The following is a 23,316-nucleotide window of genomic DNA, read 5'->3' on the forward strand; positions in this document are numbered from 1 at the left end:
TAGTAATAGGGGTTCTTCAGTTGGCTAGGGCGTGGGCCACGGACACTGCTTCGAAGCCGAATGCCTCGGCGACGTTGTCGTTCGTGACGTGCCCGTTGTGGATGTTGAGACCACGGGCCAGAGCCGAATCGTTCGACAGTGCCTTGTGCCACCCCTGGTCGGCGATCTTCACGGCAAAGGGCAGAGTCGCGTTCGTCAGCGCCGCCGTAGCTGTGTTCGGCACCGCACCCGGCATGTTCGCCACGCAGTAGTAGACCGAGTTATGGACGGTGAACGTCGGATCGTCGTGAGTCGTCGGACGAGAATTCTCGAAGCAGCCGCCCTGGTCGATGGCGATATCGACGAGCACCGATCCCGGCTTCATCCCGGCGACCATTTCGTCGGTGACGAGCTTAGGCGCCTTCTTGCCCGGGATGAGCACCGAACCGACGACGAGGTCGGCTGTGGCCAGAGACTTCGTGATCTCGTACTTGTTCGACACTTTCGTGCCGATGGCACCGGCGAAGGTCTCATCGATCTGCCGCAGACGCGGAATGTTGATGTCGATGACCTCGACGGTCGCTCCGAGGCCCAGAGCCATCCGGGCGGCATTCGTCCCGGCCACACCGGCACCGATGACGACGACATTCGCGCGCTCGACACCGGGGACTCCGGACAGCAGGATTCCGCGGCCGCCGTTGGCCTTGAGCAGGCTGTGAGCGCCGACCTGAGTCGACAGGCGTCCGGCGATCTCGCTCATCGGAGCCAACAGCGGCAGTCCGCCGCCGTCGGGCTGGACGGTCTCGTAGGCGATGGCGGTGGTGCCGGCCTCCATGAGAGCAGTGGTGAGCGCCTCATCCGCGGCCAGGTGGAGGTAGGTGAACAGGACGAGATCCTTGCGCAGGAAGCCGTACTCCTGGGCGATCGGCTCCTTGACCTTGAGCACGAGGTCGCCGGCTGCCCATGTGGTGGCGGCGTCGGGGGCGATCTTCGCTCCGGCAGCCTCGTATTCGGCATCGGCGATGAAGGAGCCCTCGCCTGCTCCTGCCTGCACGGTGACCTCGTGGCCGTGGGCGACGAGTTCATGGACGCCGGCAGCGGTGATGGCGACTCGGAACTCATTGTTCTTGACCTCGGTGGGCACTGAAATGCGCATGGTGTGTCCTTCTCTCCTGATTGTGTGCCGCAGGGGCGGAGGCGACCGACTTCTCCGTCGGTCGTCGATGGTGTCAACTCTATTCCTTAGAAGGTTTGGAGAGCAAACCTTTAAATCTGTTTTCGTCACCAATCATGCGAAATCAGTGCGTCTGGGTGCCAGATAACGCGGAAAACATGATTCCAGTCGGGCTCAGGCTGCACCAAAGATGCAGATAGGGCGCTTCCGACGCATTAGCGACACATGCCGTCAGTTCGCGACTTGAAACGGTAAGCTGAAAGCGTCAATGCAGAACCTCGCAGAGGAGAGAAGGCTCGCCATGGGACTCTACGAAGATATCGACGACCCGAACTCGAAGTACTACTTCAACCTCGAGACGAACACCGTGGAAAAGGGCCTGGTCAGCGACTGGACCCACCGCATGGGGCCCTACGAGACCGAGGAAGTTGCCCGCGCCGCCCTGGAGAAGGCACGTGAGCGCAATCAGCAGTGGGACGAAGACGACGAGAAGTGGAACGGCTGAATAGATGTCGCGTCAGGAGGAATTCGTTCTCAGGACCGTCGAAGATCGTGAAGTGCGATTCATCCGACTCTGGTTCACCGATGTCCTGGGACAGCTGAAGTCCGTGGCCATCGTCCCCGCCGAACTCGAAGGCGCCTTCTCCGAAGGCATCGGATTCGACGGCTCGGCAGTCGAAGGGCTGTCCCGGGTGTTCGAGGCCGATATGGTGCTCAAGCCCGATCCCTCGACGTTCTCTCTGCTGCCCTGGCGCGGGGAGACCGAGCCCACCGGAAGGATGTTCTGCGATATCCACGTGCCCGGGGGAGAGCCGGCGCCGGCCGATCCGCGCAACGTCCTCAAACGCACTCTGGCCAAAGCTGCCGAACGCGGCTTCACCTTCTATGTGCATCCTGAGATCGAGTTCTACCTCTTCAAGACCGACAACCTCGACCCTGTGTCCGGGATCAGCGACGGCACAGCGCCGATGCCCGTTGACACAGCCGGCTACTTCGACCATGTCAACGGGGGAACGGCCAATGACTTCCGCCGCGAAGCTGTCACCATGCTCGAAGCAATGGGGCTGTCCGTGGAATTCTCCCATCATGAGGCCGGGCCCGGTCAGAACGAGATCGACCTGCGCTATGCCGACGCGCTGACCATGGCCGACAACGTCATGACCTTCCGGTCGGTCATCAAAGAGGTCGCGATCTCCCAAGGCGTCTACGCTTCGTTCATGCCCAAGCCGATGGCCGACCACCCAGGCAATGGGATGCACACGCATGTCTCCCTGTTCGAGGGCGAGAACAATGCCTTCTTCGAACCGGGGGCGGAATATCAGCTGTCGAAGACCGGCCGACAGTTCATCGCCGGACTGCTCACCCACGCCGCCGAGATCTCGGCAGTGACCAACCAGCACGTGAACTCCTATAAACGCCTCTGGACCGGCCATGAAGCCCCGTCGTACATCTCCTGGGGCCACCGCAACCGTTCTGCTCTCGTGCGGGTCCCGCAGTACAACTCCGGAAAGTCCTCATCCGCCCGTGTCGAGTACCGTGCTCTGGACTCCTCGGCCAATCCGTACCTGTCGTATGCGCTCATGCTCGCAGCGGGACTCAAGGGGATCGAAGAGGGCTACGAACTGCCCGAAGAGGCCGAGGACAACGTCTGGCTGCTCTCTTCCACCGAACGTCGGGCGATGGGGATCGAAGCGCTGCCGCGCAGCCTGTCCCATGCCCTGGAGCTGATGGAGGGATCGGATCTCGTCGCCGAGACCCTGGGCGAAGAGGTGTTCGACTTCTTCCTGCGCAACAAACGGCAGGAATGGACCGATTACCGCGCGCAGGTGACTCCATATGAGCTCGCGAAGCACTTCACCTCGATGTGATGGCCGCTATCACCTCACGCACGACCAGCGTCCCGGAGGCCACCTCTCGGTTCCTCCATGAGCTCGATGAGCTCCTCGGCGTCCCTCTGGCCACTGATTCGCGGTTCGTTGATCTCCTCATGGCAACCCCGGATCCGCATGGAGCGGCGCTGGGTCTGCTGCGCGTGATCGAGGCCGCAGGGGAGGGTTCCGCGGCCCTGCTGGATGCAGTGCGGACCGGATCGGAGAGCGAGCTGGCCGAGGACGAACTCAACCGCCCCCTCCTGGCCCGGCTCCTCGCGGTCGTCGGCACCTCGGAGGCGATGGTCGACCATCTGGTCCGGCATCCCGACTCCCTGCCGCTGCTGCTCGTTCCCGACCCGTTCCTGCTGATCTCCACGCCTGCCGCCTCGGCGGTATCCCTGCGAGCAGAGATGCTCACGGTCCTCGGTGCGGATCCCGAGGATCCGGCTCCGCGCGCGACTGTGACCGGAGATGACGGGGTCAAGGCGCTGCGACGGAACTATCGAGATGCGGTGCTTCGCATCGTCGCCGATGATCTGTCGTCGGAGTCTCCGGACGAAATCGTCGACCATGTCATGGCAGTCCTCTCCGACCTGGCCGCCGCTGCCCTCGACTCGGCCCTGGCCATCGCACGAGCCGAACTCGACGAGGCGGCCGACATCCGTCTGGCGGTCATCGCCTTGGGCAAGACCGGAGCACGAGAACTCAACTACGTCTCCGATGTCGATGTCGTCTTCGTTCTCGATTCCGCCGAGACCGAAGGGGCCAGGAGCCTGGCCACCGACCTCGCTCAACGCATGCGCGGCATCCTCTCCGATGCCGGTGGTGAGCCTGCACTGTGGGAAGTCGATACGGCGCTGCGCCCGGAAGGCAAAGCCGGAGCGCTCGTGCGTACGCTGTCGGAGTTCGAGCACTATTACGCCGATATCGCGGAGAACTGGGAATTCCAGGCTCTCCTCAAGGCCCGGCCTGTGGCCGGCGATGTCGAAGTAGGGGAGGCGTTCTCCGAGTCCCTCCTGCCCTTGGTCTGGCAGGCGGCCAGCCGTCCCGGCTTCATCGACGGGATCCGGGCGATGCGTCGGCGGGTCGTCGACCTCATCCCGGCGGTCGAAGCCCCGCGTCAGATCAAACTGGGTCGCGGCGGTTTGCGTGATGTCGAATTCTCCGCACAGATGCTCCAGCTCGTCCATGGACGCAATGATGAGGACATCCGCACCCCGAATACGCTCGTCGCCCTCGGCGAGCTCGGAGAACATGGCTATATCGGGCAGCAGGACGCCTCCGTATTCTCCACAGCATACCGGTTCATGCGCGTCGTCGAACACCGAGTGCAGATCCCGAGGATGATGCGCAATGCGCTCATCCCCGTTGATGAAGCCAAGCTGCGGTCGTTGGCCCGTTCCGTCTTCCGGTCCGGATCTCGGACCGGGGATCGCCTCGAAGAGGCCCGCCGCGACTATGCCAGACAGGTCACCCGCCTCCACGAGCAGATCTTCTATCGGCCCATCCTCGAGGCGGCTGTCGGCGTCCACGGTGCCGTCGTCGATGCACAGAAGCGGGGGTCGAGCCTGCAGGCTGCCGCCGATCGTCTCCAGGCGTTCGGATACGTGGACCCACAAGGAGCTTTGGCTCATATCAAGGCGCTGACGACTGGGATGTCACGCACTGCCATGGTCATCAAGCAGGTGCTTCCTGCTCTGCTCGATTGGTTCTCCGATGGAGTCGAGCCCGACCGAGCACTGCTGGCCTTCCGTCGGCTGAGCGAATCGCTGTCCTCCTCCGGCTGGTTCCTCAAGATGCTCCGCGACTCCGGTCTCGCGGCCAAATCTGTGGCCGAAGTGCTCTCCCTGTCCGGATATGCGACGGAACTTCTGCTGCGCCAGCCCGCCGCAGTCGCCTGGTTGGACCGCCACGAGAACCTCGAGGCCCGTGACCTGGAGATACTCAATGCTGAGGTCGATGGACTGCTCAAGCGCCATGGCGCCGAGGCGGTGACTCCGATCCGTGAGACCTACAGCCGTGAACTTCTGCGGATCGCGTTGCGCGACGTCCTCGGGGTCGGGGACCGAGTCGCCATACCCGGTGATCTCTCCGACCTCATGGACCTGGCGGTCAGAGGTGCTCTGCAGGCGGTCCGAGCAGACCTCGACGGGCCCGAGACCCCTGACTACGAATTCGCAATCGTCGCCATGGGCCGGTGGGGCGGACGGGAGATCGGCTACTTCTCCGACGCCGATGCGATGTTCGTCTACCGTCCCGTGTCAGACGACCTCGACGCCGAGGGGCGCGGAAGACTGAGCAAGCACGTGACGAAGGTGGCCCTCCAGCTGTCGACTCGTCTCAAAGCCAGCGAAGGCGCTCAAGGGGTCGATCTCGATGCTGATCTGCGTCCGGAGGGCAAGAACGGCCCGTTGGTGCGCAGCTTCTCGTCTTACCAGGCCTATTACGCAAAGTGGTCCCAGCCATGGGAGGCGCAGGCGCTGCTGCGGGCTAGGCCGGTGGCAGGCGATGACGGACTCATCGCCGACTACCTGGCACTCATCGATCCGCTGCGCTATCCCTCGGAGATGCCGCAGAAGGCACTGACGCAGGTGCGCACTCTCAAGGCGCGGATGGAAGATGAGCGACTGCCGCGCAATGCCGATAAGCGCCGACATCTCAAGCTCGGCCGGGGCAGCCTATCCGATGTCGAATGGACCGTTCAGCTTCTGCAGCTCCAGCACGGGCATCAGGTGGAAGGGCTGCGCACGACCTCGACGCTGCCGGCCCTCGACGTGGCCGCTGACGAGGGTCTGCTGCCGACCGATGATGCCGAACAGCTGGCCGCTGCCTGGCAGCTGGCCACCGATGTGCGTTCGGCCTTGATGCTCTTCCGTGGGCGGACCGCCGAGTCGCTGCCGGCCGACCATACCGAGCTCGAGGCCACAGCCCGCCTGCTCGGCTATCCGGCCGGGGCGGGCCATGACCTCGAAGACGACTATCTGCGCACCACCAGGCACGCACGTTCAGTGATGGAACACCGCTTCTACGACTTCTGACTCACCGGGTGCGGCAGTCCGTCTACGTGCGATCTGCTCCTCCCGGTCATCGGCCGAATCGACTGTCGGGGATGTGCTCAGTCGTCGAATTCGAGTCCGAGCAGGGCGTTTTCGACCACCTCGGGCAGGGCGGGGTGGATCCAGTACTGGCCGGTTGCCACCTCGTCGGCTTTCTGGCCGAAGGCCATGGCCTGGATGAGCGGTTGAATGAGCATCGAGGCTTCGTGACCGACGATATGAGCGCCGAGGATGCGCCTAGTGCTGCGATCGGCGATGATCTTCACGATTCCCGGATCATCGGCCATCGCCCAACCGTAGGCGACATCGGAGAACTTCTGCACCTTGGTCGTGACATCGTGTCTGGCATCAATGGCCTCTGCTTCGGTCATGCCCACATAGGCTACCTGTGGGGAGGAGAAGACGGCACCGGGAACGGCATGGTGATTGACTGCGGCGAGATCGTTCGCCCGAGCACTGCCGGGCGACCCTGCGGCAACGTCTGCGGCCAGATTGGCGCCGACGATCTTCGCTTCGTGGTTGGCGACGTGTTTGAGCTGATGGGGTGAGGAGATGTCTCCGAGAGCGAATACTCCGGGAACGGGCTGACCGGCCGAGAGGACTCTTTGGTGCTCGTCCACGGACAGGCGGTTGCCGTCGGTGATGTCGAAACCGGCGGCCTCGACGTCGAGCTCGGCGGTGTTGGGAACCCTTCCCGTGGCCACGAGCACGCCGTCGGCGGTGATCGTCTCCGGCAGGTCCGCCTCGGCGAGGCGGCCGCTGGGTTCGAGGGTCAACGTGACTTCACCGTCGACGATGTCGATCTGCTTCGACTGGGCACCGTGGAGGACGGTGTGGGAGGAGTCGAAGATGCGGGTGAACTCGTCGGCGGCCTCCTCGTCGATATTGCCCAGGAGGCGGGAGCCGCGGGCGAGGACGGTCACCTCGGTGCCGAGGGCGGCGAAGACGTGGGCGAATTCCATGGCGATGATCCCGGAGCCGATGATGACCAGTCGCTTCGGCTGTGCGGCGCGGCGCATCACCGTGTTCGATGTGAACACCGGGTAGCCGTCGGTGTCGATGCGGGCTGTGTCGAGCCCGGCGATGTCGGGGATGATCGGGTGTGCGCCGGCGGCGATGACGATGCGTTCGGCGGTGATCTCCTCACCGGAGGCGGTGCGCACGGTCTTCTGCCCGGTGAAATGAACATGTTCAGCGACAACGGTGATATTGGGCTGGCGGTCGCTGCTGCGGTACTCGCGTCCTCCGGACTCGATCGCGTCGATGCGCGAGAAGATGCGGTTCTGGAGTCCGGCCCAATCGACTTTCGGGTGGGTCGGTGTGAGGTTGTAGCGATCGGCCTGGCTGGCCTGCTCGGCGAGGGTGGCGGGGTAGACGAACATCTTCGTCGGGATGCACCCGACGTTGAGGCAGGTACCGCCGAAGTGCCATTCCTCGGCGATGGCGGTCTTCAGTCCGGCGAACCGCTTGTCGAGGAACATGTTTCCCGATCCGGTGCCGATGAGCAGCAGGTCATAATGCGTCAAAGTCCATCCCTCCGATGGTGCGTGGTCCGACCGGCCGCGTCGACGACCGCAGAGCCGAAAGGGCGCCACGGGTGATAACCCGTGACGCCCTCACTCTATTCCACCCGGCGGCGGGATCTCAGTTCAACTGGAATCGACCGCCGACCGAGGTCAGAGTGCGTAGTAGAGCTCGAACTCGGTCGGTGTCGGACGCAGTCGAGCGACATCGAGTTCGTTCTCACGCTTGATGCGGATCCACGTCTCGATGAGGTCGGGAGTGAACACATCGCCGGCGGTGAGGAAGTCGTGGTCCTTCTCGAGCTCGTTGAGCGCCTCGTCGAGGGTGCCGGGGACGAGCTTGATGTCCTTGGCCTCCTCGGGCGGGAGCTCGTAGAGGTCCTTGTCGATGGGCTCCGGCGGTTCGATGCGGTTGCGGATACCGTCGAGCCCGGCCATGAGCTGGGCCGAGAAGGCGAGGTAGGGGTTCGACGAGGGGTCCGGAACGCGGAACTCGAGCCGTTTGGCCTTCGGCGAGGATCCGGTCACCGGAATGCGGATCGCAGCAGAACGGTTGCGGGCGGAGTAGACGAGGTTGACCGGAGCCTCATAGCCGGGCACGAGGCGGCGGTAGGAGTTGATAGTCGGGTTCGTGAACGCCAGCACCGCGCCGGCGTGCTCGATGAGTCCGCCGATGTACCAGCGAGCCAGGTCGGAGAGTCCGCCGTAGCCGTTCTCATCGTAGAACAGTGGCTCGCCGTTCTTCCACAGCGATTGGTGGCAGTGCATGCCGGAGCCGTTGTCGTCGAAGAGCGGCTTGGGCATGAAGGTCGCGGACTTGCCGAGCTCGAAAGCGGTGTTCTTGATCACGTACTTGAAGTCGAGCAGCTGATCGCCTGCGTGCTGGAGCGTCTTGAACTTGTAGTTGATCTCCTGCTGACCGGCGGTGCCGACCTCATGGTGCGCCCGCTCCATCTCGAAGCCGATCTCCTCGAGCGTCAGCGACATCTTGTCGCGGACATCTGCGTACTGATCCTGCGGCGAGACCGGAAAGTAGCCGCCCTTGAACGGGGTCTTGTAGCCCTGGTTTCCGCCGACCTCATCAGAGCCGGTGTCCCACGCGGCTTCCTGCGACCCGATCTTGTAGAAGCTGCCGCCGGGAGTGTTCTCGTAGCGGATGGAGTCGAAGAGGTAGAACTCAGCCTCGGCGCCGAAGAAGACAGTGTCGGCGATTCCGGTGGATTCGAGGTAGGCCTCGGCCTTGGCTGCGACCTGACGCGGATCACGCGAGTAGGGCTCGTCGGTGAACGGATCGACGATCGAGTGTGTGACGACCAGCGTCTTGGCCTCACGGAAGGGGTCGATGTACGCGGAGGTGACATCGGCCAAAAGCTTCATATCCGATTCGTGGATGCCCTGGAAGCCTGTGATGGAGGACCCGTCGAAGAGCAGACCTTCGGTGATCTCCTCGGTGCCGTATGAAGCGGCGGGGAGGTTGAAATGCTGGACCACACCGGGCAGGTCGCAGAACCGGACATCGACGAATTTGACGTCATTGTCCGATATGTAGTTGACGAGTTCTTCAGCAGACGAGAACACTTAGGTCTCCTAGTTCGTGTACGGTGGCCGTTTGTCTTGACCACGGTCAATCTTAGTCGCCGAAGAATGAAGTGGTGATGTCGACCATGTTTCGGGCATGTTTCCTGAGGATCCATTCAGGCCGGATTTCGTAGGCTGGGGGAGTGATCAATCGTGACGACCTTGGTTCCTGGCTCGAAGGACCCCGGTTCGACAGGGAAGAAGACGACTGGCCCGGAAAGCGGCTGGGTCTGCCTGTCAACGGCTCGCATTCTCTGGCCCCGGCGTGGAAGCGTATCCTCGCCCTGCTCGTCGACTGGATGATGTGTCTGGCGATCGCCAATCTCATCGATCCGGCGAATCCGATCCTCGCGCCCGCGTTCTTCGCCCTCGAGAATTTCGTGCTCGTGGGAACTCTCGGGTATTCGGTTGGGCACCGCCTCTTCGGCATCGAAGTCCGACGCCTCGACGGCCACGTGCCGGGACTGCTCAAGTCGCTCATCCGCGCCGTTCTCGTCGTGCTCGTCATTCCGGCGCTCATCTTCAACCGCGACAACCGAGGAGTCCACGACCTTGCGGCAGGAACAGTCATCCTCCGCCGCTGACCGCCCAATTGCTACCTGACGGCGGCCCAGCAACCTCGCGCGAGGTTGCTGGGCCGCCGTCAGGTAGCAAGTAGGGAATGGGTGGGAAAGGGAAGCGGCGCCGACTCTCGAGAAGTCAGCGCCGCTTTCTTTTCGCCTTGGCCGAGGGGCTTCGGCGGAGGGGATGTGGGATCAGCGTCCGCGCATCGCCTTGTGGTTCGGGCGGGCCTTGTTCGGGTCGATGCCTTTCGGGATCGGCGGGCGCGTGCCCTGCGTCCCGAGAGCAGCCAGACGATTGCGCACGGCCAGGACCTCGGCGCGGTTGAGCTTGCGCGGCAGCTTCTGCACGGCCGGGACGACCTGCTTCATCGCGAGCTGGCCCTCTTCCTTGCCGCCCTGGAAGGTGTGGACCGGAACATTGGGGAGGATGCGCTCGTGGCGCTTCTTCTCCTTGGCCAGCAGCTTTGCGCTGCGTCCCTTCGGACCTTCGCTCAGCAGCACGACGCCGGCGCGACCGGTCGACCGGAACACGAGGTCGCGGCTCTTCGGATCGACGGCGATGGGCTTCTCATCCATGAGGTAACCGCGGCGGGCCGTGTTGAGAACGGCGCCGAAGGCTCCGGGCTGTCCGTCCATCTGAGCGAAAGCGGCGGTCTCGGCGAAGCGGCCGAGCATGAACATGCCCAACAGCAGACCGACCATGAAGCCGAGGATCGTCGTGAAGATCGCGGTGGTGCCGCCGATGAGCAGACCGATCAGCAGACCGATGAGCGTGCATCCGAGGATCGCCGCAGCCAGCAGCCACGGGGTCGCTTTGTTGTGTTTGGCGGACAGCTCGTAGACCTGACGCATCTGCGCCAGTCGGCCGGGCTTCTTGTTCGGATCCTTTGGCTTGCGCCGGAAGAGTCCCTTACGCTGTTCTTCGCTCATTCTCTCACTTGCTCTTGAGGGGCGTTGCGACGTCGCCTCCGGAAATCAGGGGGAGGCCGACGCTCATTGCTCAGCAGTCAAGTCTACCTCTTCGCCGGGGCCGAAGGTATCCACAACGGCCTGCGCCTCCTGCTTGGCGGGGGTGTGCTTGTCCAGGTGCGCCAGATGCGAGGGGATCTCCTCTCCACGGCGACGCATGGCGGTGGCCCACAGGCGGCCGGCACGGTACGACGAACGCACGAGCGGACCCGACATGACACCGAGGAAGCCGATCTCCTCGGCCGCATCGCGCAGCATCACGAAGTCGGCGGGCTTGACCCACCGGGTGACGGGATGGTGCCGGGGAGAGGGACGCAGGTACTGCGTGATGGTGATGAGGTCGCAGCCGGCATCGTGGAGGTCCTGCAGTGCGGAGATGATCTCGTCATTCGTCTCACCCATCCCGAGGATGAGGTTCGATTTCGTGACCAGGCCGGCCTCGCGGGCCTGAGTGATCACCGACAGCGATCGTTCGTAGCGGAATGCGGGACGGATGCGCTTGAAGATGCGCGGAACCGTTTCGACATTGTGCGCGAGCACTTCGGGTCGGGAGGAGAACACCTCGGCGAGCTGATCCGGCTTGGCATTGAAGTCGGGGATGAGCAGCTCGACGCCGGTGCCGCGTCCGTCGACATACGAGAGGTCGTGGATCTGGCGCACGGTCTCTGCATAGAGCCAGGCGCCGCCGTCTTCGAGGTCGTCTCGTGCCACACCGGTGATCGTCGAGTAGCGCAGACCCATCTCCGCCACCGAGGCGGCCACGCGGCGAGGCTCGTCAGCATCGACTTCGGCCGGTCGGCCGGTATCGATCTGACAGAAGTCACAGCGCCGGGTGCACTGTTCGCCGCCGATGAGGAAGGTCGCTTCGCGATCCTCCCAGCATTCGAAGATGTTCGGGCAGCCTGCCTCTTCGCAGACAGTGTGCAGCTCCTGCTTGCGCACGAGCGACTTCAGCGCGGTGTATTCGGGGCCGATATGGGCCTTCGCTTTGATCCAGGCCGGCTTGTCCTCGATGGGAGTCTCGGAGTTGCGGGCTTCGACGCGGAGCATGCGGCGGCCCTCTGGTGCGATCGTCATCTGAGTTCTCCTAAGCGGTGATGGTCTCGTGCAGGATTTCGTCGAGTCGCGATGCCACATCTTCGGGAGCGACCGTGCGACCGAGCTCGGCACTGATGGACGTGGTGTCGGCGTCTGTGATCCCACACGGGATGATGGACTCATAGGCGCCGAGGTCATTGCTGCAGTTCAGGGCCAGGCCGTGCATCGTCACGCCTTCGTGGATGCGGATGCCGATGGCGCCGATCTTGCGGTCACGACGGAGTTCGTCGCCGCGCAGCCAGACACCGGCACGGCCCTCGATGGTGGTCGCCTCGATCTCGTATTCGGAGAGCAGTCGGATCATCGCGTCCTCGAGTTGGGACACGAAGAGTCGGACCTCTTTGGGGTCGTTGAGTTTGTAGATGAAGTAGGCAACCAGCTGTCCCGGGCCGTGCCAGGTGATCTTCCCGCCGCGGTCGACGTCGATGACATCAGTGCCGTCGGTCGGTCGTTCGAAGTCCTCGGTGCGCTTGCCGGCCGTATAGACCGGGGAATGCTCGAGGAGCAGGATCGTCGATCGACGGTCACCTGCGAGCACTTCGTCGTGGTATCTCTTCTGCAATTCCCAAGTCTGCCGATAGTCCGAGAGGACAGGGGCGAACCCGAGCGTTTCTGTGGCCAGGGGCATGGCTCCACACTAAGACTCTTGTCCCCAGTGTTCAATTTGTTTCCAATCACATCTGGCGTCCGCCACCGAGGCTGTGGCCCTTGACACATAGCGACATCGGCGAGCATCATTAAACAACACTAAACGCGATCTAGCATCATCAATGGAGATGACGAACGATGACATGGAAATTCCAAGCAACGATCGCGGATGATATCCATTGCGTGGTCGATTCCGACGGTCGCAGTGCGTGGGGCGTCGTCGTGCACAATGATTTCGATGCCGACGATCCCCGTGTTCTCGCCATCACCGAGGTGGCCCTTCCGACCGGCGTGCGTTCCGTGCTCATCGTCCCCGCATCGCCCGGTGGGCTCGTTCTCGACGTGATCCGCGCCTATCAGGGATTGACCGAGGCCGAGCTGTGCACCCTGTTCCTGGGCATCATCGAGGAGCTCACGACGTGCACGCGGCCAGAGGATCGGCTCACTCTGTCCGCGTTCTCCCTTGACGCCCGCGGTCGACCGGTCATCATTCCCGGAGTCTCGGCGTCCACAGCGACGACACCACGCCGCGCGGTGGGAGAGATGATCTATCACGCCGTCTACGGGCGGCCGTGGGCCGAGGTGCTGCTTCCCGTCGATCTCGCGCTGTCCGAATCATCGTCGGCTCTGCGGTCGCTCGTGGCAGGTCTACTGGACGATGCGGCGTCCGATATCGGGTTGGTCACCGCCCTCGCCGAGGCGGCCGGTTCCCTTCGTACGCTCGACCGTCCCGCTGCGCTTCCGCTGGTGCCGGCCGAGAGCGGAACGTCGCCGGAATCGGCCCTCACGGCTCGTCTGCGCGTGGCAACCGGGCTCAAACCGAACCGGCGATCCGAGGAGGACAGCGGTTCGACGCTCAGCGCACCGGCTCCGCCTCTGCGCGGGGGCGGAGTGTCTCCGCTGCGTGCCGAGGCGAAGAGCTCGCGACGCTCGAGACGCGACCGCAGGCGCGCAGATGGCCGAAGGGTATGGATGACACCGCTGTTGCACTCCGTGAACTCCCTGCGGACCCGCGTGCCGGCGGTGGACCTGCAGCGTTGGTTCGGACGCAGCACCCTGCTCATCGGCCTCACCGTGTTCCTGACTGTTCTCGGCGGAATCGTCGTCTGGTCCTCATGGTCGTCAACCGCGGCCGTGAGCGGAGAAGAGGCGTCGTCCGCCGAGGGGGCCGACCGGTCGGCCGAAGCGACGTCGACGCCGAGCGCAGGCGACGTGGCCGCAGTCCTCGAGGAACTGTGTGAGTCACGGGCCACAGCTCTCAGCAATGGCGACGAGGACGCGCTGAAGGCGCTGACAGTGCCCGAATCGGCCGCCGCAGCGGCCGATGAGCTCATCGACCTTTCGGCGTATGCCGACTCCGACTATTCGATCGATGTCGAGGAGGTGGAGATCGTCACCGCCGACGATTCCCGGGTGGTCGCCTCGGCGCTCATGCGTTCGAGCGGAGGCACCGGGGCCGCCCTGGTGGAGTTCGCCGAGCAGACCGTTGAGTTCGAACTCCACAGAGTCGAGGGGGCATGGCTCGTGGCGGAGGTCCGGGAGGCGACGACGGGGTGAATGGCCCGAGGGGCCGACCACGAATGGTCGGCCCCTCGGAAAGGTGTGTCGGAGAGTCGGGCTCAGAGGTCGAGATCGGCCTCGAAGTTGCCTTCTTCCAGACGTGCCTTGATGGTCTGCAGGAATCGTCCTGCATCCGCACCGTCGACCAGCTGGTGGTTGTAGGTCAACGGCAGGTACACCATGTCGCGGATGGCGATCGCCTCATCACCGTCGGCCGTCTTCACGGCGATGGGACGGCGGACGATCGCACCCGTGCCGATGATGCCCATCTGCGGCTGGTTGATGATCGGCGTGTCGAACAGCGCCCCGACGGAACCGATGTTGGTCACCGTGAAGGTTCCGCCCGAGAGCTCGTCCGGCATGATCTTGTTGTTGCGAGTCCGGTCGGCGACATCGTCGATGGCCTTCGACAGACCTGCGACGCTGAGATCACCGGCATCCTTGATCACGGGCACGAGCAGTCCGCGCGGGGTATCGACCGCGACGGCCAGGTGCTCGTGATCGAAGTAGGTGATCTGCTGCGACTCGAGATCGTACTGGGCGTTGACCTTCGGGTGCACCTGAAGCGCTTCGACGATGGCCTTGGCGAAGAACGGCAGATAGGTCAGCTTCGAACCGTGCTTGGCCTGGAATGCCTCCTTGTTGGCCTTGCGCAGCTTGACGACGCGAGACATATCCACTTCGATGACCTGCGTGAGCTGAGCGGAGACATCGAGGGACTCGCTCATGCGCTTGGCGATGGTCTGGCGGATACGCGAAGCCTTCTCCGTGGTGCCGCGCAGCTTCGCGGCCTCCTCGGGGATCTCAACCTTGAACGGAGCCTTCGGAGCTCCGGCCGACGCGCCGGACTGTGCCGCGGGAGCGGCAGCAGGGCCGTTCTTCGCGGCCGACTCGACATCCTGCTTGCGGATGCGTCCGCCCACTCCGGTGCCGGAGACCTGCGAGAGGTCGACACCCTTCTCGCGGGCCAGACGGCGCACGAGAGGAGTGACGTAGGCAGCGTTCTCACCGACAGTGTCGGCGGCGGCAGGTGTCTGTGCAGCTGCCTCAACCGGCTCTTCGGCCTGAGCGGCCGAGGCGGACTGCGCCGATGCGGTCGCGGCCGGCTTGGGAGCCGATTCCTGCTTGGGCGCCTCCTCCTTGGGGGCTGCCTGTTTCGGAGCCTCTTCGGCGGGAGCTTCCTGCTTCGGACTTTCCTCGGCGGGGGCCTCTTCCTTGGGCGCTTCCTCAGCCGGTGCGGATTCGGCCGGGGCACCGGAACCGATGCGGGCCAGAGGCGCGCCGACTTCGACGGTGTCGTCCTCTTCCGCCAGGTGAGCCTGAACGACTCCGGCGACGGGGGAGGGGACCTCGGTGTCGACCTTGTCGGTCGAGACCTCGAGGAGCGGTTCGTCGACCTCGACCTCTTCACCGACCTCCTTGAGCCAACGGGTCACGGTGCCTTCGGTGACGGACTCGCCGAGCGCGGGCATCGTGATCTCGGTGCCTTCGGAGGATCCGGAATCCGAAGCGGCAGGTGCCGACTCCTCGGCCGGTGCCTCTTCGGCAGGTGCTTCTTCGACCGGGGCCTCTGCAGGCTGTTCTGCAGGCTCCTCGGCGGGTTCCTCGGTCGGTGCCGCTTCGTCGGATGAAGCGCCGCTGCCGTCGCCGATGTAGGCGAGGTCGCCGCCGACCTCGACCACGTCATCTTCTTCGGCCAGGATCTTTTCGAGGGTGCCTGCGTAGGGGCTCGGGATCTCAGTGTCGACCTTGTCGGTCGACACTTCGAGCAACGGTTCGTCTACCTCGACTTCTTCGCCCACTTCCTTGAGCCAGCGAGTGACAGTGCCCTCGGTGACCGACTCTCCGAGAGCCGGCATCTGAACGGAATTCGACATGAGTATTCGTCTCCTCGGATCTTATGAGTGGAAGTGCAGGGGTTTGCCGGCCAGGGCCAGGTGGGCCTCGCCGAGTGCTTCGTTCTGCGTTGGGTGCGCGTGGATGAGCTGCGCGACTTCCTCGGGGAATGCTTCCCAATTGACGATGAGCTGAGCTTCACCGGCTTGCTCGGACAGACGAGCACCGATTCCGTGCACGCCCACGACCGGACCGTCCTTTTCGCGGATGACCTTGATCAGGCCCGTGGTGCCCAGGATCACGGACTTGCCGTTGCCGCCGAGGTTGTACTCGAGCGATTCGACCTGATCCTTGCCGTACTTCTCGTCCGCCTGAGCGGAGGAGAGTCCGACGGAGAAGATCTCCGGTTCGCAGTAGGTCACGCGCGGGATGCCGGATTCGACGACCGGTGCCGGGTTGAGACCGGCGATCTCCTCGGCCACGAAGATGCCCTGACCGAAGGCGCGGTGGGCCAGCTGGAGTCCGGGGACGATATCGCCGCAGGCGTAGATGTTGCCGACGCCGGTGTGGAGACGTTCATTGGCGAGGACGAATCCACGATCCATCGGGATGCCCTGCTCTTCGAAGCCGAAGCCCTCGGTGACCGGACCGCGGCCGACGGCCACGAGGAGGTACTCCGCCTCGAGCGTCGAACCGTCTTCGAGAGTGACCTTGACGCCATCGGCCGTCTCCTCGACGCCCTTGAACATCACGCCGAGCTTGAACTTGATCTTGCGCTTCTTGAAGGCGCGCTCGAGGTTCTTCGAGATGGTCTCGTCCTCGTTCGCAACGAGGTGCTTGAGGCCCTCGACGATCGTGACGTCAGCTCCGAAGGAGTTCCAGACGCTGGCGAACTCGACGCCGATGACGCCGCCGCCGAGCACGATGGCCGAGCTCGGGACCTTGTCGAGCTGGAGAGCCTCGGTGCTCGTGATCACGCGGTCGGTGACCTCGAGACCGATGGTCTTCGATGTCGAACCGGTCGAGAGCAGAACGTTCGCGCCCTTGACGGTGTGGTTGCCGTCTTCGCCGGTGACCTCGACAGTGTCTTTGCCGACGAGCTTGCCGGTGCCGAAGTAGGTGTCGATTCCGCGAGCCTTGACCAGACCCTGCAGACCTTTGTAGTTGCGGGTGATGACCCCGTCCTTGTACTCGAGCACCTTGGCGATGTCGATCCCCTTGAACTCGGCTTCGATGCCGAAGGTCTCAGAGTTCTTGGCGGTGTCGGCGACTTCTGCGGCGTGCAGAAGAGCCTTCGTCGGCACGCAGCCACGGTGCAGGCAGGTGCCTCCCACCTTGTCGCGTTCGATCAAAGCGACCTTCATGTCGAGCTCTGCGGCTCGCAGAGCAGCGGCATAGCCACCGGTTCCGCCACCCAGAACGACAAGGTCGTAGGTCAATTCGTCACTCACGGATTTCTCCTCGTAGCTGTGAATAAGCCTGCAGTACGCAGCTTTCAGTCTTATCTTTCCACTTTTCTCGCGCGGGGCGAAGAAAAACGCTGTCTGATTGGACACAGGTGGGCATCATCACGTTCACCTCGACAGCGTGTAGAACCACTGTGCTCAGGCCGTCGCCTTCGCGATTTCGATGAGGGTGCGCACCGCGGCGCCGGTCGCGGCCTTCGGTGTGTAGCCGAAGGGTGCTGAACCGTTGAAGCTCGGTCCGGCGATGTCGATATGCGCCCAGTTCGCATCCTCTCCGACGAATTCACGCAGGAACGCGGCAGCGGCGAGCATGCCGCCGGGACGGGGTCCTGAGTTCGTGAGATCGGCGGCGGTGGAGTCGAACCCGGAGAGCATTTCCTCGGGGATCGGCATCGCCCACATCTGCTCACCGGCCGCGGACGCCGAGGCGATGACCTCTGCCCGTGCGGCTTCGGCGCCCATGACACCGGAGGTGCGTTCGCCGAGTGCGACGATCTGAGCACCGGTGAGTGTGGCCACATCGATGAGCAGATCCGGTTTCTCGGCCCCGGCATCGGTGAGCGCATCAGCGAGGACGAGTCGGCCCTCGGCGTCGGTGTTCGTGACCTCGACGGTCTTGCCGCTGCGCATCTTCAGCACATCGCTGGGGCGTTGTGCCGAAGACCCGGGCATGTTCTCCGCCATCGGCAGCCACGCGGTGACACGCACCGGAAGCTTGAGGTCGGCGATGCCGAAGAGCGCCTGCACGACGGCCGCGGAACCGGCCATATCGGACTTCATGTCCTCCATGCTCTTCGCCGGCTTGAGAGAGATGCCGCCGGAGTCGAAGGTGATTCCCTTGCCGACGAAGCTCAGGTGGCGCTTGGCACCGCGAGGTGCGTATTCGACCTTGACGAGGCGGGGTCCGCGGGTCGAGCCCTGGCCGACGCCGATGATTCCGCCGTAGCCTCCGGCCTTGAGCTCCTTCTCGCCGAGCACTGTGACCTTGAGCTTGCGGTCCTTGGCTTGGTCCTTGACGATCTCGGCGTAGGACTCCGGGTAGAGATCCAGTGGGGGAGTGTTGACGAGATCGCGAGCCCTGTTCGTCGCGGCCGCGATCACTTCGCCGGCGTCATGGGCTGCGGCGAAGGTCTTGCCCTTGGGGCCGATGACGGTGATCTCGCCCGGAGTCGTGCCTTCGCTGCGGTACTCGAGGAAACGGTAGGTTCCGAGTCCCGCGCCCACCGTGATCGCTTCGACTTCGGTCGGAGTGGCGGCGGGCAGGGCCAGTGCGATCGACTCGACACCGTCGAGTGCGCGCAGCGCCGCTCCCGCGCCGCGACGCAGCGTTTCAGCAGTTGCGGCGACCTCGGGGTCATCGGGATCGAAGTCGCCGAGCCCCACGAGCATGACGGAGTCGGCGGCGACACCCTTCGGAGCGGGAACACGAGCGGTGGAGCCGGCCTTTCCGCTGAATCCGATGGCGCGGGCGGCTTCGTCGAGAGCGGTCTTCGCCGTCTTCGCTCCTTCGAGGCCGAGGACCGTCGAGTCCGCTGCCGCCAGCACCAGAACGGAAGCGGTGGCCTTCACCGGTGAGGTCGTGGAGTAGCTGCTGAGGGTGGATGCACCAGCCATGAATTCCCTTTCAGTCGTCTTTGAACGTTGATTCGATCCTAATGCCAAACACCTCGACTTGCTGAAGCAGTGCGTCGAGCGCCTGCTGAAGCGATGAGGGACTTTGGCATATTCTGGGTGCGTGTACTCATTGATCTTCAGACTCCTCTTCGTTCCCATGGATGCCGAACGGGCCCATCACCTCTCGTTCTCCGCTCTGCGCCTTCTTGACTCCATTCCTCTGCTCGGTCGCCTGCTCCGCGTCGTCTGTGCCCGCGGAACCGTCCGTCCCGCAAAGGTGATGGGACTGCCCTTCCCCAACCGAGTGGGTCTGGCCGCGGGGTTCGATAAGAACGGTGTGGGGGTCCGTGCTCTGTCGTCGTTGGGCTTCGGACATATCGAAGTCGGGACGATCACCGCCCATGCGCAGCCGGGCAATGATCGTCCGCGGTTATTCCGTCTGCGGAAGAATCTCGCCCTGCTCAATCGGATGGGGTTCAACAACGACGGAGCCCGGCAGGCGTCGTTCAACATCGCCGCCGAACGGAGGAAGATCGAATCTCTCCCGCAGCGCCTGCGTCCGATCGTGGGCATCAACATCGGCAAGACGAAGGTCGTCGAGGCGGCCGATGCGGTAGCCGACTACGCCGCCTCGACCCGTGCGCTTGCTCCCTTGGCCGACTATCTCGTCATCAATGTCAGCTCACCGAACACACCCGGTCTGCGGGACCTGCAGTCCGTGGGCAGCCTGGAGCCGATCATCACCGCCGTCCGCGACACCGCCGCCGAGGTGGTCGAGCGACCGCGGTCGACGCTGGGTCATGTGCCCCTGCTGGTCAAGATCGCCCCGGATCTCGCCGACGAGGATGTGGTCGAGATCTGCGACCTCGCTCTGCGCACCGGCGTCGACGGACTCATCACGACGAACACGACGATCGATCGCGGTGTGCTGACCGGTGCCGAGGCGGACTTCGCCGAAGGTCAGGCAGGCGGCATCTCCGGACGTCCGGTGGCCGAACGCTCACTCGAGGTGCTGCGTCTGGTCAAGAGGCATGTGGGCGACGAGCTCACCGTCATCTCCGTCGGCGGTGTCGCGGATGCGAACGACGCCCGGGCTCGAGTGGCCGCGGGCGCCGATCTGGTTCAGTTCTATTCGGAGATGATCTACTCCGGTCCGTTCTTCCCCGGCCGCATCGCACGCGGCCTCGAGTCGAGCCGACTGCTCACTCGGGGTACTGGCGGCGCTTGACCTGAGGCTTGGGCATGCGCAGCGGACGCAGCTGGATGCTGCGCATGACTGCGTAGAAGGTGATGCCCCGTTCGACCTCGCCGAACTTGTTGCGCAGTCGGTTCTTGAGGATGTAGTTGAGCACGAACCCGTCGAGGACGATCAGTGCGATGAGACCCCAGACGGCGTAGGTGAAGTACTGCTGGATCTGCACCGGCTGCGTGAACGCGATGACGAGGATGAGGATCGCGGCAGGGATGAAGATCTCGCCGATCGAGAAGCGGGCATCGATGTAGTCGCGGATGTACCGGCGCTGCGGACCCTTGTCACGGCGGGTGAGGTATTTCTCTTCGCCGTTCATCATGCCGATGCGTGCGCGGTCGCGCTCCTGCCGCTGCCGCTCCTTGGCTTGTCTGTTCGCAACCTTGCGATCCTTGTTCACCAAGGGCTGACGGCGCGCAGACTCCTGTTGGCTGCGCTTGGGCGTGGGCCGTCCCTTCTTCGCCTCCGCTTCGCGACGGGCGTCGGATTCTGCGGAGAGGTCGTCATGGACTGGCTGAGAGGCGGAGGTTTCGTCCTCCGCGCGAGATTTTTTGCTTCCGAACACGAGATGAATACTACCTTTGGAGAATGAGCGAATCGACTTCAGCACTTGACGGTGCACAATTACACGCCGAATTGGACACCATCTTCGACGAGGTCCTCGGCAATCTCACGGATCTCGTCGCCATCCCCTCCGTCGCCTGGCCGAGCTTCGACGCCGGGAATGTCACGGCCAGCGCCGAAGCGGTCGCGGGCTTGGCGCGTCAGCTCGGCCTCGAAACGGAGGTCCTCACCGCGAAGCAGTCGGACGGCACCGACGGGTACCCGGCCGTCGTCGCCTCCGTGCCGGCGCCGGAGGGCGCCCCGACCGTCCTCCTGTACGCCCATCACGATGTGCAGCCGCCCGGACGCGCCGAGGATTGGGACACCGAACCCTTCGTCGCCACCCGGAAGGGCGACCGTCTCTTCGGCCGCGGCGCCGCCGATGACAAGGCCGGGATCATGGTCCATCTCACGGCTCTGCGTCTGCTGGCCGACCGCCTCGGCGTCGGTGTGACCCTCTTCTTCGAAGGTGAGGAGGAAGCCGGCAGCCCGAGCTTTCGCAATTTCCTCGAGACCTACCGGGACCGTCTGCGCGCCGATGTCATCGTCGTCGCCGATTCGGGCAACTGGGCCGCGGGTACTCCGGCCCTGACGACGAGCCTGCGCGGAATGTGCGCCGTCGAATTCGAGGTCTCCACCCTCGACCACGCTGTGCATTCGGGAATGTACGGGGGAGTGGCACCGGATGCGATGCTCGCGATGACGAAGCTGCTGGCCACCCTCCATGACGACAACGGCTCCGTCGCGGTCGCCGGCCTGCACTCGAGCACAGAGACGTCCATCGACTTCGACGAGACGACTCTGCGCGCCGACTCCGGGGTGCTCGCGGAAACCGAGCTCATCGGCACGGGCACTTTGGCCTCCCGTCTGTGGACCCAGCCGTCGATCACCGTCATCGGTCTCGACATTCCCGATGTGGCGGTCTCCTCGAATACCCTGCAGTCCTCTCTGAAGGCCAAGCTCTCGATCCGGCTCGCGCCCGGGGACACCCCCGCCTCGGCGGTCAAGGCCGTCGAAGAGCATCTGCGCGCGAATCTGCCCTTCGGTGCGCGGCTGCGAATCGGGGAGACCGAGGGCGGTAGCCCCTGGCAAGCCGATGAGAACGACCCCGTGGTCCGGATCGCCCGCCAGGCGCTCACTGACGCTTGGGGCACCGAATCGGTGACGATGGGCATCGGCGGATCGATCCCCTTCATCGCCGATCTGCTCGATGTGTTCCCCCGCGCATCGATCCTCGTCACGGGCGTCGAAGATCCCGACGCCAGGGCTCACAGCGCCGACGAATCGCTCTACCTGCCCGATTTCAAAGCCGCGATCGTCGCCGAAGCCCTGCTACTGCAGCGCCTCGGCGACCACTGATGACACAAACGGGGAATAGCTTGCCGGGCACCGACGTTGTCACCGGTGTAGCCTGGGGACAGGAACGCGATAAGGAGTAACCATGACTGTGACCGAAAAAGCAGAAGCCACCCACGAGGTGGAGCTGTCGTCGACCGCTGCCGACAAGGTCCGCAGCCTTCTGGAACAGGAAGGTCGTGACGACCTGCGCCTGCGCGTGGCTGTCCAGCCCGGCGGATGTTCCGGACTGATCTATCAGCTCTATTTCGATGAGCGTTTCCTCGACGGAGACGCGGTCCGCGACTTCGACGGCGTCGAGGTCATCGTCGACCGGATGAGCATTCCCTACCTCAGCGGTTCGACCATCGACTTCTCCGACACCATCGAGAAGCAGGGCTTCACCATCGACAACCCCAACGCCGGCGGGTCCTGCGCCTGCGGAGACTCGTTCCACTGATCAGCCTCGGCTGAGGAGGAGCGATTCTCATGGACCTGGAGGATCTGCGTGCCGTGTCATACACGGCAACGCAGCCCCAGGTCCTTTTGTCGTATCGGGCCGGACTCTTCCCGATGGGCGTCGGCCACGGGGGCACAGGTCGGATGGGATGGTGGGCTCCACGACGACGTGGAGTTCTGCTTCCCGGTGACCTGCGCGTGACGAAGAGCCTGCGCAAATCGATGAAGCACTTCACCTTCACCACCAACCGGGCCTTCATGCACGTCATCCGGTCGTGTGCCGACCCGCGGCGGACGGGCAGCTGGATCACCGAGGAGATGATCGAGCTCTACCAGGGCCTCCACGATGACGGGTGGGCGCATTCGGTCGAGGTCTGGAACGACGATGAGCTTGTCGGCGGACTCTACGGAGTCGCCATCGGTTCGTTCTTCGCCGGCGAATCTATGTTCCACACTCAGCGGGACGCCTCGAAGGCCGCGCTGGCCCACCTCGTCGGACTATTCGACGGAGCTGACGTCGTCAGCGGAGAAAGCCGATCCACCTCGGCGGATGCGGATACGGGACCGGGGGACTGGCTCATCGACACCCAGTGGCAGACATCACACCTCGCCACCCTCGGCGTGTCGGAGATCAGCGGCCTGGAGTACTCCGCGCACCTAGATTCCGCGCTCAGGGGCGGTGTCTGTCAGCATATTCTCAACAAATGAACATCTGCAGGTGAATTTCTACCGCGT

The 23,316-nt window shown here is 64.0% G+C and carries 19 protein-coding genes; 9 read left to right on the top strand and 10 right to left on the bottom strand.

The genetic code is table 11. The features are described 5' to 3' along the window. Nucleotides 1–16: 16 nt before the first annotated feature. Nucleotides 17–1,135 (bottom strand): alanine dehydrogenase, encoded by a 1,119-nt coding sequence (gene ald / locus D3I60_RS07315; protein WP_262775479.1) that lies wholly within the window; start codon nucleotides 1,133–1,135, stop codon nucleotides 17–19. A gap of 286 nt (nucleotides 1,136–1,421) precedes the next feature. Here ald and D3I60_RS07320 point away from each other — a divergent pair, with 286 nt between their 5' ends. Genes D3I60_RS07320 through D3I60_RS07330 form a run of 3 tightly spaced genes read left to right on the top strand, consistent with a single transcriptional unit; the run spans nucleotide 1,422 to nucleotide 6,062 of the window. After that, complete coding sequence (locus D3I60_RS07320; protein ID WP_346659557.1) at nucleotides 1,422–1,658, top strand: hypothetical protein; 237 nt, start codon at nucleotides 1,422–1,424, stop codon at nucleotides 1,656–1,658. A gap of 4 nt (nucleotides 1,659–1,662) precedes the next feature. Then, entirely contained in the window at nucleotides 1,663–3,021 is a 1,359-nt protein-coding gene (glnA, locus tag D3I60_RS07325; protein WP_062242448.1) for a type I glutamate--ammonia ligase, read from the top strand. Then, nucleotides 3,021–6,062, top strand: a complete 3,042-nt coding sequence (locus D3I60_RS07330) for a bifunctional [glutamine synthetase] adenylyltransferase/[glutamine synthetase]-adenylyl-L-tyrosine phosphorylase (RefSeq protein WP_262775480.1) — start codon at nucleotides 3,021–3,023, stop codon at nucleotides 6,060–6,062. Before glnA (D3I60_RS07325) ends, D3I60_RS07330 begins: the two co-directional genes overlap by 1 nt. 77 nt (nucleotides 6,063–6,139) lie before the next feature. On the opposite strand, the gene D3I60_RS07335 is transcribed toward D3I60_RS07330, so the two are convergent. Together D3I60_RS07335 and glnA (D3I60_RS07340) are read right to left on the bottom strand one after the other, a co-directional pair. Further along, a complete protein-coding gene (locus tag D3I60_RS07335; protein WP_262775481.1) occupies nucleotides 6,140–7,606 on the bottom strand; it encodes a mycothione reductase in 1,467 nt (488 codons plus the stop codon). A gap of 150 nt (nucleotides 7,607–7,756) precedes the next feature. Then, nucleotides 7,757–9,181, bottom strand: coding sequence for a type I glutamate--ammonia ligase (gene glnA / locus D3I60_RS07340; RefSeq protein ID WP_262775482.1), 1,425 nt, complete (start codon nucleotides 9,179–9,181; stop codon nucleotides 7,757–7,759). 143 nt (nucleotides 9,182–9,324) lie between these two features. Between glnA (D3I60_RS07340) and D3I60_RS07345 the strand changes: the two genes are divergently transcribed. After that, entirely contained in the window at nucleotides 9,325–9,765 is a 441-nt protein-coding gene (locus D3I60_RS07345; protein WP_262775483.1) for an RDD family protein, read from the top strand. Nucleotides 9,766–9,936: 171 nt separating this feature from the next. Here the strand turns inward: D3I60_RS07345 and D3I60_RS07350 are convergent, their stop codons facing one another. From D3I60_RS07350 to lipB, 3 genes are all read right to left on the bottom strand, one after another. Continuing rightward, complete coding sequence (locus tag D3I60_RS07350) at nucleotides 9,937–10,674, bottom strand: DUF4191 domain-containing protein (protein WP_262775484.1); 738 nt, start codon at nucleotides 10,672–10,674, stop codon at nucleotides 9,937–9,939. Between the two features lie 63 nt (nucleotides 10,675–10,737). Continuing rightward, a complete protein-coding gene (gene lipA / locus D3I60_RS07355) occupies nucleotides 10,738–11,790 on the bottom strand; it encodes a lipoyl synthase (protein ID WP_262775485.1) in 1,053 nt (350 codons plus the stop codon). 10 nt (nucleotides 11,791–11,800) lie between these two features. Further along, nucleotides 11,801–12,439, bottom strand: coding sequence for a lipoyl(octanoyl) transferase LipB (lipB, locus tag D3I60_RS07360; protein ID WP_262775486.1), 639 nt, complete (start codon nucleotides 12,437–12,439; stop codon nucleotides 11,801–11,803). 158 nt (nucleotides 12,440–12,597) lie between these two features. On the opposite strand from lipB, the gene D3I60_RS07365 reads away from it, so the two are divergent. Then, nucleotides 12,598–14,016, top strand: a complete 1,419-nt coding sequence (locus D3I60_RS07365) for a hypothetical protein (protein WP_262775487.1) — start codon at nucleotides 12,598–12,600, stop codon at nucleotides 14,014–14,016. Between the two features lie 62 nt (nucleotides 14,017–14,078). Here D3I60_RS07365 and sucB read toward each other — a convergent pair whose 3' ends face one another. From sucB to D3I60_RS07380, 3 genes are all read right to left on the bottom strand, one after another. Then, nucleotides 14,079–15,896, bottom strand: coding sequence for a 2-oxoglutarate dehydrogenase, E2 component, dihydrolipoamide succinyltransferase (sucB, locus tag D3I60_RS07370; protein ID WP_262775488.1), 1,818 nt, complete (start codon nucleotides 15,894–15,896; stop codon nucleotides 14,079–14,081). A 21-nt stretch (nucleotides 15,897–15,917) separates the two neighbouring features. Continuing rightward, nucleotides 15,918–17,306, bottom strand: coding sequence for a dihydrolipoyl dehydrogenase (gene lpdA / locus D3I60_RS07375; protein WP_262775489.1), 1,389 nt, complete (start codon nucleotides 17,304–17,306; stop codon nucleotides 15,918–15,920). A 153-nt stretch (nucleotides 17,307–17,459) separates the two neighbouring features. Further along, complete coding sequence (locus tag D3I60_RS07380; RefSeq protein ID WP_262775490.1) at nucleotides 17,460–18,935, bottom strand: leucyl aminopeptidase; 1,476 nt, start codon at nucleotides 18,933–18,935, stop codon at nucleotides 17,460–17,462. Nucleotides 18,936–19,056: 121 nt separating this feature from the next. Here D3I60_RS07380 and D3I60_RS07385 point away from each other — a divergent pair, with 121 nt between their 5' ends. Next, nucleotides 19,057–20,163, top strand: a complete 1,107-nt coding sequence (locus tag D3I60_RS07385; protein WP_262775491.1) for a quinone-dependent dihydroorotate dehydrogenase — start codon at nucleotides 19,057–19,059, stop codon at nucleotides 20,161–20,163. On the opposite strand, the gene D3I60_RS07390 is transcribed toward D3I60_RS07385, so the two are convergent. Then, on the bottom strand, nucleotides 20,138–20,749 hold the full coding sequence (locus D3I60_RS07390) for a DUF3043 domain-containing protein (protein WP_262775492.1): 612 nt from the start codon (nucleotides 20,747–20,749) through the stop codon (nucleotides 20,138–20,140). The genes D3I60_RS07385 and D3I60_RS07390 overlap by 26 nt on opposite strands. A gap of 23 nt (nucleotides 20,750–20,772) precedes the next feature. On the opposite strand from D3I60_RS07390, the gene D3I60_RS07395 reads away from it, so the two are divergent. The 3 genes from D3I60_RS07395 to aat all read left to right on the top strand — a co-directional run bounded on the left by D3I60_RS07395 (nucleotide 20,773) and on the right by aat (nucleotide 23,289). Then, nucleotides 20,773–22,146, top strand: coding sequence for a dipeptidase (locus D3I60_RS07395; protein ID WP_262775493.1), 1,374 nt, complete (start codon nucleotides 20,773–20,775; stop codon nucleotides 22,144–22,146). Nucleotides 22,147–22,228: 82 nt separating this feature from the next. Continuing rightward, nucleotides 22,229–22,582 (top strand): HesB/IscA family protein, encoded by a 354-nt coding sequence (locus D3I60_RS07400; protein WP_262775494.1) that lies wholly within the window; start codon nucleotides 22,229–22,231, stop codon nucleotides 22,580–22,582. Nucleotides 22,583–22,611: 29 nt separating this feature from the next. Beyond that, nucleotides 22,612–23,289 carry a leucyl/phenylalanyl-tRNA--protein transferase gene (gene aat, locus D3I60_RS07405; protein WP_262775495.1) on the top strand — a complete coding sequence of 226 codons (678 nt, stop codon included), beginning with the start codon at nucleotides 22,612–22,614 and terminating at the stop codon, nucleotides 23,287–23,289. The last annotated feature ends 27 nt before the right edge of the window (nucleotides 23,290–23,316 follow it).

Source organism: Brevibacterium permense (assembly GCF_025506275.1).
Taxonomy (GTDB): Bacteria; Actinomycetota; Actinomycetes; order Actinomycetales; family Brevibacteriaceae; genus Brevibacterium; species Brevibacterium permense_A.